This window comes from Nonomuraea sp. NPDC048892 (assembly GCF_040649735.1).
Taxonomy (GTDB): domain Bacteria; phylum Actinomycetota; class Actinomycetes; order Streptosporangiales; family Streptosporangiaceae; genus Nonomuraea; species Nonomuraea maheshkhaliensis.
Genome location: NZ_JBEZFZ010000010.1, coordinates 175,405 through 188,279, shown reverse-complemented (window position 1 = coordinate 188,279; position 12,875 = coordinate 175,405). Strand labels below are relative to the sequence as shown.

General features: G+C 71.2%; 15 protein-coding genes and 1 pseudogene. 11 read left to right on the top strand and 5 right to left on the bottom strand.

All coding sequences use genetic code 11. The features are described 5' to 3' along the window. Positions 1-141 precede the first annotated feature (141 nt). The 4 genes and pseudogenes from AB0C28_RS30725 (at position 142) to AB0C28_RS30710 (ending at position 2,142) form a co-directional block, all read left to right on the top strand. Positions 142-345, top strand: coding sequence for a hypothetical protein (locus tag AB0C28_RS30725; RefSeq protein WP_357861091.1), 204 nt, complete (start codon positions 142-144; stop codon positions 343-345). Between the two features lie 47 nt (positions 346-392). Then, complete coding sequence (locus AB0C28_RS30720) at positions 393-1,394, top strand: hypothetical protein (RefSeq protein ID WP_357861094.1); 1,002 nt, start codon at positions 393-395, stop codon at positions 1,392-1,394. 39 nt (positions 1,395-1,433) lie between these two features. Then, a pseudogene (locus tag AB0C28_RS30715) lies at positions 1,434-1,706 on the top strand (phosphotransferase); the annotation flags it as partial. Between the two features lie 88 nt (positions 1,707-1,794). Then, positions 1,795-2,142, top strand: a complete 348-nt coding sequence (locus tag AB0C28_RS30710; RefSeq protein WP_358079566.1) for a hypothetical protein — start codon at positions 1,795-1,797, stop codon at positions 2,140-2,142. On the opposite strand, the gene AB0C28_RS30705 is transcribed toward AB0C28_RS30710, so the two are convergent. The 5 genes from AB0C28_RS30705 to AB0C28_RS30685 are packed head-to-tail and all read right to left on the bottom strand — an operon-like array spanning position 2,137 to position 6,831. After that, entirely contained in the window at positions 2,137-2,673 is a 537-nt protein-coding gene (locus tag AB0C28_RS30705; protein ID WP_357861099.1) for a hypothetical protein, read from the bottom strand. The two genes, AB0C28_RS30710 and AB0C28_RS30705, sit on opposite strands and share 6 nt — an antisense overlap. 24 nt (positions 2,674-2,697) lie before the next feature. Then, positions 2,698-4,062: an FAD-dependent monooxygenase gene (locus AB0C28_RS30700; protein WP_358079405.1), complete on the bottom strand. Its 1,365-nt coding sequence runs from the start codon at positions 4,060-4,062 to the stop codon at positions 2,698-2,700. Next, the gene (locus tag AB0C28_RS30695; RefSeq protein ID WP_358079403.1) at positions 4,059-4,889 is read right to left on the bottom strand and encodes an SDR family NAD(P)-dependent oxidoreductase; all 831 of its coding nucleotides are present in this window, start codon (positions 4,887-4,889) and stop codon (positions 4,059-4,061) included. The genes AB0C28_RS30700 and AB0C28_RS30695 overlap by 4 nt, the downstream gene beginning before the upstream one ends. After that, on the bottom strand, positions 4,876-6,291 hold the full coding sequence (locus tag AB0C28_RS30690) for an AMP-binding protein (RefSeq protein ID WP_358079400.1): 1,416 nt from the start codon (positions 6,289-6,291) through the stop codon (positions 4,876-4,878). The genes AB0C28_RS30695 and AB0C28_RS30690 overlap by 14 nt, the downstream gene beginning before the upstream one ends. A 36-nt stretch (positions 6,292-6,327) precedes the next feature. Beyond that, complete coding sequence (locus AB0C28_RS30685; RefSeq protein WP_357861111.1) at positions 6,328-6,831, bottom strand: EF-hand domain-containing protein; 504 nt, start codon at positions 6,829-6,831, stop codon at positions 6,328-6,330. Positions 6,832-7,010: 179 nt separating this feature from the next. Between AB0C28_RS30685 and AB0C28_RS30680 the strand changes: the two genes are divergently transcribed. The 7 genes from AB0C28_RS30680 (at position 7,011) to AB0C28_RS30650 (ending at position 12,174) form a co-directional block, all read left to right on the top strand. Beyond that, positions 7,011-7,529 (top strand): hypothetical protein, encoded by a 519-nt coding sequence (locus tag AB0C28_RS30680; RefSeq protein WP_358079398.1) that lies wholly within the window; start codon positions 7,011-7,013, stop codon positions 7,527-7,529. A 272-nt stretch (positions 7,530-7,801) separates the two neighbouring features. Further along, complete coding sequence (locus AB0C28_RS30675; protein ID WP_357861117.1) at positions 7,802-7,927, top strand: hypothetical protein; 126 nt, start codon at positions 7,802-7,804, stop codon at positions 7,925-7,927. Between the two features lie 302 nt (positions 7,928-8,229). Continuing rightward, positions 8,230-9,084 (top strand): DUF6597 domain-containing transcriptional factor, encoded by an 855-nt coding sequence (locus AB0C28_RS30670; protein ID WP_357861119.1) that lies wholly within the window; start codon positions 8,230-8,232, stop codon positions 9,082-9,084. A gap of 9 nt (positions 9,085-9,093) precedes the next feature. Continuing rightward, positions 9,094-10,251 (top strand): FAD-binding oxidoreductase, encoded by a 1,158-nt coding sequence (locus tag AB0C28_RS30665; RefSeq protein ID WP_357861122.1) that lies wholly within the window; start codon positions 9,094-9,096, stop codon positions 10,249-10,251. A 23-nt stretch (positions 10,252-10,274) separates the two neighbouring features. After that, positions 10,275-10,868, top strand: coding sequence for a dihydrofolate reductase family protein (locus tag AB0C28_RS30660; RefSeq protein ID WP_357861125.1), 594 nt, complete (start codon positions 10,275-10,277; stop codon positions 10,866-10,868). Further along, positions 10,865-11,779: an NAD(P)-dependent oxidoreductase gene (locus AB0C28_RS30655; RefSeq protein ID WP_357861128.1), complete on the top strand. Its 915-nt coding sequence runs from the start codon at positions 10,865-10,867 to the stop codon at positions 11,777-11,779. The genes AB0C28_RS30660 and AB0C28_RS30655 overlap by 4 nt, the downstream gene beginning before the upstream one ends. Positions 11,780-11,790: 11 nt before the next feature. Next, positions 11,791-12,174, top strand: a complete 384-nt coding sequence (locus AB0C28_RS30650) for a TIGR03618 family F420-dependent PPOX class oxidoreductase (RefSeq protein ID WP_357861131.1) — start codon at positions 11,791-11,793, stop codon at positions 12,172-12,174. The last annotated feature ends 701 nt before the right edge of the window (positions 12,175-12,875 follow it).

Here is a 12,875-nt window from a genome sequence, read left to right as displayed (position 1 = left end):
GCGGCGGTGTACACCATCGCGGTGCGGCCCACGTCGAAGCAGGCGATCATCGCGCCGTCGCGGGCCAGCTCGCGGGGCACCGAGACGACCGCCAGGTAAGCGCCGACCGGGCGGGCGAACCGCGACGCGCTGATCCGCGGGGTGGCGCTGGACAGCTTCGACCGAGTGATCGCCATCGCCAGGACAGCCGAGGACGAGGAGCCGGACGCCTGGGCGGCGCTGACGCGGTTCGTCCGCCAGGCCGGTGGCGACCGGTATCTCAGCCTCATGCTCGACGGTCTGCGCGCCCGCCCGGACGCTGATCCTCTCCCCGCTCCGGAGATCACGCCGGCCGATCTCTCCTGATCCGCCGGGCCTGGTATCTGCCGCCGGGGCGTGGTTACTCTGCGATCATGCTGTTCGATCACCGCGCGCCTGCCGCGATAGTGCTCGCCGCCGTCCTCATCACGACTATCACCACGCCCGCGACCGCCACCACCGCGGACCGGGTCTTACGGGTCTACAGCAACAACGTCGAGAATCTGGTGACGAACAACGCCGACGGCTCGTGCACCCGGATCTCCGGCCCCGATCACCTCACCTCGATACTGGTCGACGACGAGGGCCGGACGGGCACCTCCGGTGTGCAGGCGCCCGATCTGCTGATCGTGCAGCAGGTACGCGGCACCGGCCAGGCCTCGGCCTACGCCGACCAGCTCTCGGCCAAGATGGGCTACTCGGCGGGCACGTACAAGGCGATCGTGGCCTGGGACGACCCCGAGCCGTGGGGCAGCACGCACAAATGCAGCCAGCAGGAGCTCGGCGACCTGAAGAAGAAGCAGACCAACGCGATCATCTACAACACCAGGACGCTGAGCCTCGCGGCCGGCGACGTCTCGAAGTACTGGAGCGCCGGCTGGCTCAAGCCAGGCACGTCGTACGCCGGCGGGGCCGGATGCACGCTGTACAAGCCGCCGAACAACGACAGCGGCACCACCAACGCGTACAAATGGAAGCGGACCAGCGCCATCGCGGCGAAGTTCACGATCAGGGACGCAGGCACGACGGTCTTCGCCGCCACCATGCACCTCCCCGAGCAGAACGGCGCCAACGCCTGCGCGGGCGCCGGCACCACGGGCATCGCGAACTCCGGCATCCATGTCGGCGCGGACGCCACCGCCCTGATGAACGCCTCGGCGATCCGCGTGATCGGGATCGACGCCAATCGCACGAACATCGCCGCCACCACGCTCAGCGGCTTCGGCATGACCGGTCACGGCACGAAGGCGACCATGGGCTCCAGGAAGATCGACTACCTCTTCGTCAGGGGCACCGTGCTGCCCTCGCCGATCGACCACACGGTGAGCGGCACGAAGTCGAACCATCTGGCCCTGTACGGATTCATCACCTACTGAGCGCTCGCCCGCCACAGCGACAACGTCAACGCGGCCGCCATCAGCCCGGACGGACGCACCGCCGCCACCGCCGCCTGGGACAACACGGCCCGGCTCTGGGACCTCGCCGGCCCCGGGCGGCCTCGCGCACTGGCCGTGTTCCGGCACTCCAAGGGCGTGAACGCGGTGGCGTTCAGCCCCGACGGGCGCCTCCTGGCCACCGCCTCCTCCGACAGGGCGGCTCGGCTGTGGGACGTACGGGACCACCGGCTCCGCGCCGCGCTGACCGGCCACCGCGACGGCCTGGTCTCGGTCGCGTTCAGCCCGGACGGCCGCACCCTGGCCACCGCCAGCTTCGACGACACCGCCCGGCTGTGGGACCTCACCGCCCCCCCGCCACCCCTCACCGCTCGCCGCGCCGATCGCCCACACCGACAGCGTCAACATGGTGGCCTTCAGCCCGGACGGACGCCTCCTCGCCACCGCGGGCAACGACGGCGCCACCCGGCTGTGGGATCTCTCCGACCCACGGCGGCCACAACTCCGGACCGCACTCGAAGCCCACACCGACCGCGTGTCCTCCGTGGCCTTCAGCCCGGACCGGCACACCGTGGCGACCGGCGGTTACGACCGCACGGCGCTGCTGTGGGAGACCGACGCCGAACAGATCGCGGCCCGGGTTTGCCGGCTGGCCCACCCGCGGATCACCTCACAGGAGTGGGACCGGTACTTTCCCGGCCTCCCCTACCGGCCGCCGTGCCCTTCATGACTGGACGTGCGCGCACGATGTCGCGGGATCGAAGAGATCGGGATGGAAGGTCTCCCGGATGAAGAGCGCCGGCTGAGTGCTGCCGGGGTCGATGATGAGGTACCACCTGGAGGCGGCGGCGCGTCCTGGACTCCACGTGTCCACGCCGAGGCCCAGCGGACGGCGGTGGTGCGGCTGGGGCAGGTGCGGTCCCAGCGGTGTGGCGCAGGAGCGCAGCAGCCGCTCGGCCCAGGGCAGCCGGCCGAGCGGGGCCAGGACGAGGTTGCGGGAGACGTGCTGCCGCGCGAGGCCGAGCGTGGTGCGGCGGACCAGGACGGGAGCGTCGAGGGGTACGCCGAGCGGCGCGGCCGCCTCAGGGCACGTCCGACCCACTGCCGCCCGGGAGACCTTCATGCTGCTGACCGTCAGGCGGTCGTTCAGGAGACGTTCGAGCAGGCAGGTGGTGCTGCCCGGGTGGGACAGGAGGGCTCGGGTGCGGGGGTCGGTGAAGGTTTCGGCGCTGACGGGCCGGGGCGCGATCCGCTGGAGCATGGGAACCTCGCAAGGGGTGAACGTTCAGTAGAGGCTGCCGGGGATGCCGGCGTCGCGGGGACCGAAGGGTTTGCGGTCGAGCCAGGCTCCGGCGCGGGGCAGGATCCGGGCGGCGAGGGCGGCGGCGCGCTGCGTGGCCCGGCGGTGCGGGCCCGCGGCGGTCAGGTGCGCCAGCGCCTTGCCCGCGGCCACGCGGTTACGTTCGGCGGCGGCCCGCCTGACCCGGTCGTAGTCGGCCAGTGCGCCGAGGACCGCGCCAGAGCCGTCGGTGCCGAGGGCGGCGCCAGGAGGCTCGGTGCTGAGGGCGGCACCAGGACGCTCGTCGCCGGGGCGCACGAGGCCGGCTTGGGCGATGGAGGCGATGGAGGCGATGGCCTCGACGGCGGCGGCCGCGTCGGCGATGCCGGAGTTGAGCCCGCGTGCGCCGAAGGGCGCGAACAGGTGAGCGGCCTCCCCGGCCAGCAGGACCCGGCCGCTGGTGAAGGTCTCGGCGACCGCCTGGCGGAACACGTAGTGGGAGGACCAGGTGATCTCGCCGGCGTGGCCGGGCGGCAGCAAGGGCCGCAGCCAGGCGGACGGGTCGGCGGCGAGCGCCGCCGGATCGTCATCGGCGCGGCATTGCAGGTCCACGCGGTAACCGCCGGCGAAGGGGACGACGAGCACGTTGCGGCCCTCGGCGCGCGGATGGCGGTAGTGGAAGACCCGTTCGGCGGGCAGCGGCCGGTCGGGATCGCCGGCGACGTCCACGACGACGAACGCGTCGCCGCGCGCATCGCCGCCCTCCCGAACGCCGTCCCCCCGAACGCCGTCCCTTCGCACGCCGGTCCTCCGGAAGCCGCCTCTCCGGATGCCGTTCGTCGGGACGCCGTTCATCGGGATGCCCAGCCGGCGCCGCACGGTCGATCCGGCGCCGTCGGCGGCGACCACGAACGCGGAGCGCCACTGCCTGCCGTCGGTCGCCCGGACCAGGACGGAGCCGTCCAGAAGAGTCACCTCGTCGGCCCGCGCGCACCAGGAGAAGGTCACCCCGGCCCGCAGGGCCGTCTCGCGGAGCAGCGCTTCCACTCGGGGCTGCGGCAGGCTGACGTACGGCGCGAGCTCCGCCGGCACCGGCGCGTGGCGGCGGTGATGGACCTGCCGCCCGGCCCAGTACGTCGCCCGTCCCGCCCACACCAGCCCTTCCTCCACCACGCGGCCGGCGAGGTAGGGCGAGGCGGTCGCGAGCGTCCGGATCGTCTGCCGGTGCAGGAAGATGGCCCGGCTGCCGGGCTTGGGCTCGGTGGAAGGCAGTTGTTCCAGCACGTGGACGGGCATACCCCGGGCGCGCGCCAGCAGGGCGGCCGCCAGTCCCACGGGGCCCGCGCCCACGATGAGCGGTCCGTCGATCACGCCCTGGCCCCCTCGGCGGGGCGCACCCTGCTCAGCGCGGCCCGCGCGCCCGAGGGCATGGCCACCGCGAAGCCCCCGTCGACCGGGATGTCGGCCCCGGTGACGAACGAGGCCGCCGGTGAGGCCAGCCACGTCACCACCGTCGCGACCTCGTCCGGGCTCGCCCAGCGGCCCAGCGGCACCAGGTCCATGGCCGCCTCCGAGAGCGCGGGGTCGGTGACGTAGGCGCGGTTGACGGCGGTGTCGATCCACGCCGGGCTGACCGCGTTCACCCGTACCCCCTGGGGTCCGAGTTCGCCCGCCAGGGCTTGGGTGAGGTGCCGCAGGCCGGCCTTGGCCGCTCCGTAGGCGGCGATCTCGGGCCAGGGCCGGGCCGCCGCGATCGACCCGACGTTGACGATGACCCCCTGGCGCCGTCCGGCCATCGCCGGCGCCAGTCTCCTGACGAAGCGGAAGGCGCTGGTGAGGTTGAGGTTGTGCACCCGCTCCCAGCCGTCGTCGCGGACGTCCAGCAGCGGCGCCTGGAAGACGGGCCCGCCCGCGTTGTTCACCAGGATGTCGACCGCGCCGAGCCGTTCCTCGACGGCAGCGCACGCGGTCTCGATCCTGGCCGCGTCGGTGACGTCGCACTCGACCGCCACGGCCCGGCGGCCGTGCGACCGTACGGTGGCCGCGACCGCCTCCAGGTCGTGGCGGGAGCGTCCGAGCACGGCCACGTCGGCGCCCGCGGCGGCGAACCCGCGGGCGACGGCGGCGCCGATGCCCCGCGAGGCCCCGGTGACGAGCGCGGTACGGCCGTGCAGGCCGAATCGGTCATTCAGCGACATGCAGCTCCTCGTCGGAAGTGGTCAGGGCACGCTTGTCGACCTTGCCGCTCGCGGTGACCGGCAGTTCGGGGACCAAGACGACCCGGCGCGGCAGCTTGTACGGAGCCAGCACCGCCCGGCAGTGCCCGATGATCTCTTCGGCGGTGGGGACGGCCCCGCCCCCGCCCACCACCCACGCGCACGGAATCTCACCCAGGACCGGATCGGGCAACCCGGCGACGGCGACGTCACGGACCCCCGGATGACCACGAATGGCACGTTCCAATTCGGCCGGGAACACCGAATAGCCGCCGCACAGGACGACGTCCTTGATCCGGTCGAGGATCCGGACCCGCCCGTCGGCGGCGATGACGCCGACGTCCCCGGTCCGCAGCCACCCGTCCGCGCCGATCGCCTCGGCGCTCAGCCCCGGCGCGTTCCAGTAGCCGGGCGTGACGATCGGGCCGTGCACCTGGAGTTCGCCCGGCGTGCCCGGCGGCGCCGCGTTCCCGTCCGCCCGCACCCGCAGCCGCACGCCGGGCAGCGGCGTTCCGGCCGTGCCGTGGCGGCCGGCCAGCTCGGGCGCGGCCAGCGTGGCCATGCCGCCCAGCTCCGTCATCCCCCATCCCTCGGCATAAGGGGCGCCGGTACGGTCCTCCAAGGCCAGAGCCAGGTCCTCCCCCGCGCTCTGACCGGCCGAGAGGCAGCACCGCAGCGAGCCGGGCAGCCGCACCTCCGGCTCCAGCAGCAGCCGCCGATACATCGCAGGCACGCCCGCCATCACGGTCGCCGCGTGCCTGGCCGATCGCTCCGCCAGCGCGGCCACGTCGAAGCGCTCCAGCAGGATCAGCTCCGCGCCGCTGCGCAGCGCCGCGTTCATGACGTTCGTCCCGTACGTGTGCGCCAGCGGCAGCGCCGTCACCACCCGGTCCCGCGGCCCGAGCCGCAGGCGTCCGGCCAGGTTGGCGCCGCCCGCGCGAACCGCCCGCCGCGTCTGGATCACCCCCTTGGGCGACCCCGTCGTCCCCGAGGTGTAGGCCAGGCAGGCGGCGGGCGCCGCCTGCCCGTGCTCCGGGGCCCGCCCGTTACGGGGAACCACGCCGTCCGGGCAGAGCAGCACCTGGCCGGCGTCCGTGTCCGCCAGCGCCTCGGCTCGGTCGGCGGAGACGAACAACGCGCGCATCCCGCAGTCGCGGATCACATGGGCGAGCTCCGCGACGGCCGACGCCGCGTGGAGCGGCACGCAGCACGCCCGGAGCCGCGCCAGCGCCAGGTAGGTCACCACCCATTCCCAGCCGTTGGGCAGGCACAGCCCGACGAGATCACCTTCTCCGATCCCGCAGGACGCGAGCCTGGCCGCCCGTTCGCCCGCCAGCGCCGTCAACTCGGCACGGCTCACCGTGCGATCGCCGCACACCAGCATGTGAGCGCGGTCCCCGTTCCTCGTCCGATCGGCCGGTCAGAGCAGCGCGTCGGCGCCGGTGTAGTACGCGCGCAGGAACGCGGCGAAGGCGGCCGTGCTCACCCGGCCGGTCCCGCCGCCGTCCAGGTCGTCGAAGAGCTTGACCGAGTACGACAGCGGGAAACCCCCGGCGCTGTGCAGGCCGAGGAAGTGGTCGCGCTCGATGAGCCCGTCGTCGTCCAGGTCGCAGACGGTGGACACCGCCCCCACGTACGCCTCGCCGTACTCGGCGAACCAGGCGTCGTCGTGAGAGAACGAGCGGTATTCCGTGAAGGTCACCTGCCCGTCCTGGTCCAGGTCGGCGGCGGCGGCCAGCCCCGTCCAGAAGCGCCGGCACCCTTCGGCGAGCGCGTGGGCCGCCGGGGCGCCGGTGGGCACGCCCAGCACGCGGCAGACGCGTGCGGCGAAGAGTTCGAAGTCGGCGGACGTCAGCGAGCCGCTGCCGTTGACGTCGAGGAGTTCGAAGCGCATCCGCAGGCGGTCGGCAGCGGAAAAGGACATGGGGGTTCTCCATTCGGTTCGTGATCCCTGCGATCACGTGATCGACCGGTCCGCCGCTCCTGCCTCGACGCGGCGCCGTGACGGGGGTGAGGGAAGGCAGCCCGTCGAGCGGGAGTCGGCAACCCCATAACTACCCTGAGTAAGATCTCATAACCCTAAGTAGGCCATGAGGTGGGGAGGTGAGCACTGACCGGCCTATTCATAGCACCGGCCACGGCGACCTCGTCCAGGCGGCCGACGGCTCCTGGTGGATGGTGCTGCTCGGCACCCGCCCACGCGGCGCCACCCCCGCCTTCCACGTGCTCGGCCGCACCCTGGACCGGTCCGGCGCCACCTTCGTCGGCCGCCGGCAGCAGCACCTGTCCGCCCGCTTCAGCGCCCGGCTCGATCCCGGCGCCGCTCGTGTCGGCCTCTCACTGCGCATCGATGAGGCGCACCACTACGACCTGGAGGTGGACGACGGACAGGTGAGCGTCATCGCCAGGATCGGGCCGCTGCGCCAGCGGGTGACGGCTCACGCGGTGCCGACCGGGCCGCTCACACTGACGATCGACGTACGCGCCGGATGCGAGCTGCCTCCGCTGCTGACCGGCGCGAACCAGCTCACCGGCGAGCCGCTCGGCGTGCCCGCCGCGGGACCGGACACCGTCGCCTTCCTCTTCGACTACACGACCGGCGACGACCGGGACGCCGCATGAGATGAGCAGGGAAACCGTCGGCTCGACCACCGTACGGGGTCTCATACGGACGGCGGCCGGGCCGATCGCCGATGTCAACCGGCCACCCACGATCAAGACCCGGTGACCCAGTGACCGCTAGGTCAACGGCAAGGGCCAGCGGCTACCGCGACGCTCTGCGGGCGGTCACCGACGGAGAGAGTTGCCTGATTGTCGACGGGCGTGGCTGCGGCGGAACTGTCGGACGAGACGATCTCTTCCGACGTGATGCACCTGGAGCAGGTGCGGGCCTGGTGGAGCAGACGCCGGTGGAGATGCGGCGGGAACTGCTGGAGAGCCTGGTCGTGCCGGCGGTTAAGAAGGTCTCGCCGTTGGAGTGGATGCGCACAGCGGTGGTGGTGGTCGTATCCAGGCGGTGATCAACGGCGACCATGCCAACATCGTGTCCTGGAACACCTACGACCGGGGGGTCACTACGCCGCCCACCAGGCGCCGGACCTTCTCGTCCACGGCACCCGCGCGTTCTTCGCGAACCGGCTCCCCGAACGGCACAGAACTCCTCCAGCTACGGTAAGCCCCAAGGAGGCTCGTTGAGCTGACAGAGAGCTGGGCTCCTGGACCTCCCCGATCGGGGTGCCGGCTCAAGGGATCGGCACATTTCCTTTTCGGTCCTGAGCGAATCTGGTTGACACCACCCCGGCGCCACCGATTCAGTGCGGGTGTGGCCACAGTGGAGGCGTACGTCGAGAGCCTGCCGGTGCGAGGGCTGTCCGGAGTGGTCCGGACCGTGTGGATCCAGCGCATCGGCGCGACCGACCACGTCCACCGGCATCTGCCGACCGGCGGGGTCGAGATCCACTTCCCGCTCGGTGAGCGGCCGCGACTGCTCGGGCCGCTGACGCGACCGGCCCGTGAGGTGATCCCGGCCGGCACCACGCTGGTCGGCGTACGGTTCCATCCGGGGACTGCTCCCCCGCTGCCGGCGGCGTTGGACGAGTTGGTCGACCAGCAGCTCAGCCTGGCGGATCTGTGGGGGCACACCGCGGATCGGCTGGTCGAGGGGATGGCTCGGGAGACGTCGCCGGAGCGAGCGCTGCTGTACCTGCAGGCGCAACTGCTGAACGAGTTCCGCGCCGATCGGCTGGATCCACTGGTGCGAGAGGCCGTCCGGGGACTGATGCCGTGGCAGCCGGTGTCGATCGACTCACTGGCTTCGGAGTTGGCGCTGTCGTCGAGCCAGCTCCGGCGACGGTGTCTGCAGGCGGTCGGGATAACGCCGAAGGTGTTGCAGCGGACGTTGCGGTTCCAGGGATTTCTCGCCCTGGCGCAGGCCGGCGCGGCGCCGTCCGGACGGCGCGGGACGGACGGGACCGCAGGACTCGCGATCGATGCCGGGTACGCCGATCAGGCGCACCTCAGCCGGGAATGCCTGCGGCTGACCGGGTTGACGCCGACGCAACTGCTCGGCATGAACGTGAACCGCTGCGGGTGTGAGCACGACCACTCGGGGTCGTACCTGCCGTTCCTGGCCGGGATGCGCGATTTGTTCAAGAACCCGGTGGTGCCGCGCTCCTAAGGTCGGAGCATGATCACTCGCCAGGTAGTGCAGTGCCGGTCGGTCGCGGAGGTTGTTGCTGCGATCAAGCACGCACGGCAGTCCGGTGCGCGGCTGGTGCCGCGCGGAGGCGGTCATTGCTTCACCGATCGCCTGTCGGGCGCCGACGTCGTGCTCGACATGACGGACCTGCGGTCGATCAGCGTTGCCGGCGATGTCGCCACTGTCGAAGCCGGCGCCGTACTTGGTGAGGTCTATCCGGCGTTGGACGGCGCGGGTCGGGCGCTTCCGGCCGGCTGCGGTCCGACGGTCGGTATCACCGGGCTGACTCTTGGCGGGGGCATCGGCCTGATCGGGCGCGCTCACGGGCTGACGTGCGATCGGCTGATCGGCGCGCAGGTCGTTCTTGCCGACGGCACCGTTGCCGACTGCGATTCCGCTCGGGAGCCCGATCTGTTCTGGGCGCTCCGGGGGGCCGGCGGCGGCCACTTCGCCGTGGTCACCAAACTCCACTTCGAAACCGTTCCGGCTGCTCCGATCACCCGGATCTCCGCACAGTGGTCTCCCCCGGACCCCGAACTCCTGGCCGCGGCCTGGCAAGCCTGGGCCCCCGAAATCCCCGACAACCTGACCGTCAACCTCACGATAGGTGTACGGGCTGGTCTGGTTGGTGCGTCGCTTCTCGCGGTGGAGCCGACCCGGGAGCTCGTCCGGGAGCTGAGCGATCTGGCCGGGTACGAGATTCCGTTCGACCTGCGGGGCGGCATGTCGCTGCCTGAGTTGAAGGGAAGTTTCAATGAGCCGGTGCAGCAGCACCACACCCGATCCGAATTCTTTGCCCGTTCGCTCTCCGACCGGGTTCTCACCGAGTTGCTGGATCACCAGCCTGGTGGGCGGCTGTCGTTCACCGCGATGGGTGGCGCCTACAACCGCGTCGGTCCCGACGCCACCGCGTTCGCCCACCGCGACGAACGGTTCCTCCTCCAGCACGTCGGCACGCCCGGCTGGGTCGACACCTCCTGGGCGATCGCCCACGAAGACGGCTCCGGCCGGGTGTATCCCAACTTCCCGGATCCAACCCTGACCGACGGCCCCTCGGCTTACCACGGCGAGAACCTCGACCGTCTCCGCGCGGTGAAACAACTCTACGACCCGGACCGCTTCTTCGACTTTCCGCAAGCACTCTGAAAGGACGTTCCATGAGCAAGGTAGTGGCGGCGCTCGCCGTCTCGGTCGACGGCTACATCAGTGGCCGGACGCCGGAGGGCGCCGACGAGTTCGGTCGCGGGCTCGGCGATGCCGGCATGCTGTTCGACTGGTATTTCAACGGCGACACCCCGAGCAAGGTGTTCGGCGACGGGTTCAAGCTGAGCCCGGAGAGCGCCCGGATCTTCGACGAGCTCGCGGGCCGGGACGGCGCCGTGATCTGCGGGTGGACGACGTACGAACACTCCAGTCATTTCACCGACGGCAGTCCGCACCCGAACGCGCCGCTCGTTGTCCTGACCCACCGGCCGGTGCCGGAGTTGCATCCGACGCAGACGGTCGCCTCCACCATCGAAGCGGCGGTCGAGATCGCCCGCAAGCTTGCCGACGGCAAGGATGTCGGCATCATGGGCGGCGGTGCCGTCACCTCCGCGCTGGCTGCCGGGCTGGTCGACGAGATCGTCCTGCACCAGGTCCCGGTCCTGCTCGGCGGCGGGCACCCGTTCTTCCAGGCACTTCCCCAGCATGTCGAGCTGCGCCTGCTCGAGGCCGTCCCGGCGCCGGGCGTGACGCACCTGCGCTACGAGGTGGTCCGATGATCCTCGTCACCGGCGGGCTCGGCATGATCGGCGCCCACACCGCCCGCGCGCTCCTGGACCTGGGTCAGGAGGTGATCGTCACCTCGCACCGGCGTTCCGACCTACCGTCGTTCCTCGCGGGTGCGGCGACGGTGGAGACGCTCGATGTGACCGACCGGGAGGGGTTTCTGTCCCTGGGCAAGCGGTACGAGATCAGCGACATCGTGCACCTGGCCGGCAGCATCCCGGGCGATGACCCGGTGTCGTTCTTCCGCACCGATCTGACCGGCCTGCTGAACGCGCTGGACGCGGCTCGGACCTGGGGCGTAGGACGATTCGCGGTGGCCAGCAGCATCGGCAACTACATCGGCCGGCCAGAGATCTGCTGGACCGAGGACCTGCCGCTCCCGGTGGCGGACTACCCGCACCTCATCATCGCGTTCAAGAAGGCCGCCGAGCCGATCGTCACCCACGCCCTGCAGGGCACCGACGTACAGCCGGTGCTGCTGCGCATCGGGAGCACGTGGGGGCCGCTGATGGATCCGGAGTCCGCATTCAGCCCGAAACCGCCGTACATCGGCGCGGTCCTGCGCGGCGAAACACCGCCGGCGTTGCCCGACGACGCCGCCGAGGACTCCTGCTACGCACCGGACGCGGGCCGCGCGATCGCCTTGCTGACAACGGCTCCGACGCTGCCGCACACCGTCTACAACGTGTCCAGCGGGCAACCGGTCAGCAACCGCGAGTTCGTCGAGGCGGTCAAGGCCGTCCGCCCGGAGATCGCCGGCGACCTGCTTCCCGGCCGCACCATGGGCCCCGCGCCGTACCTGGACATCACCCGGCTCACCGCCGACACCGGATTCACGCCGGAGTTCGACATCAACCGCGCCGTCGCCGACTACGTCGACTGGCGAACCACCAATCCCCGTTGAGGAGTCTCACCATGCTGGATCCCGCCGTACGCGCCGCCCTCGACGCCGCGTCCTTCGGTCACCTCGCCACCATCGGCCCCGACGGCGCGCCGCACAGCGCACCCGTGTATGTCGCGGCCCGCGGCGAACAGGTCATCTTCTTCACCGGCCCGCACACCCGCAAGGCCCGCAACCTCGCCCGCGACCCCCGCGTCGCCATCTCCATCGTTCCCGCCGCCAAGTGGTTCGAGCCCATCGTCGTCCGCGGCCGAGTCGTCGACCGCATCGAAGGCGACGCCACCTGGGAAATCATCGACGCCATCGCCGCGAAGTACACCGACCAGCCCTACCCCCACGACAGCCCCCGCACCGTCTTCGTCATCGACCCTGAACACCAGAAGGTCGGGATGGGCTGAACGTGTGCGCCCAGCGCACGCGCCGCTGCGGCGCCGGAGGCACGGGCACACGGGCGACCAGAGCGAATCTGCTGGTCAGCGCGGTTGAAGGCGTGTCAGTCACGTCAGGCAAGTAGGCGGCCCGCACTCTCGCCGTACAGATGACCAGGACGGTGGCCTGCCGCGCATACCCATAGCCGCGCAGGCTGGACGCACACAGCTCCTCCCCGACGACCAGCAGACCGGCGTCCACATGGAGAAGACCGGTCAGGGAGGGAGCCGCGACCGCGAGGAGCAGGTACAGGGCCGCGCCGAACCCGAGCCATACCCTGGCCGGGCTGGCGGCGTTCGACATGACGTCCCGGGGCGCCCGGCCCCCTTGCTGATCGCGGCGGTTACCTGGTTACAGACCGCGAAGCCCACACTCAGGGCAAGGACGATGAGGCTGACAGGCTGATACAGGGAACGTACATAAATGACCTCTCCCCCCATACGCCCCAGAATGGCGACAATTCCGAGCTGGGCAGCGAAATTAAGGGACCCGGCCACAAAAGAGGAACAGCGAGGCCGGAGATGGTTCGCCACACCCCCCTTCTTCCATGAGCAGCCAAGGGGAACATACGGACCTCCGGGAACGCAACGGCTCGGACGCGAATGGACCTGCGGACGATAGCGACATTCGTCGAGGAGGGCTTGGACGTGGGCCGGGTCGGCTCCACCGT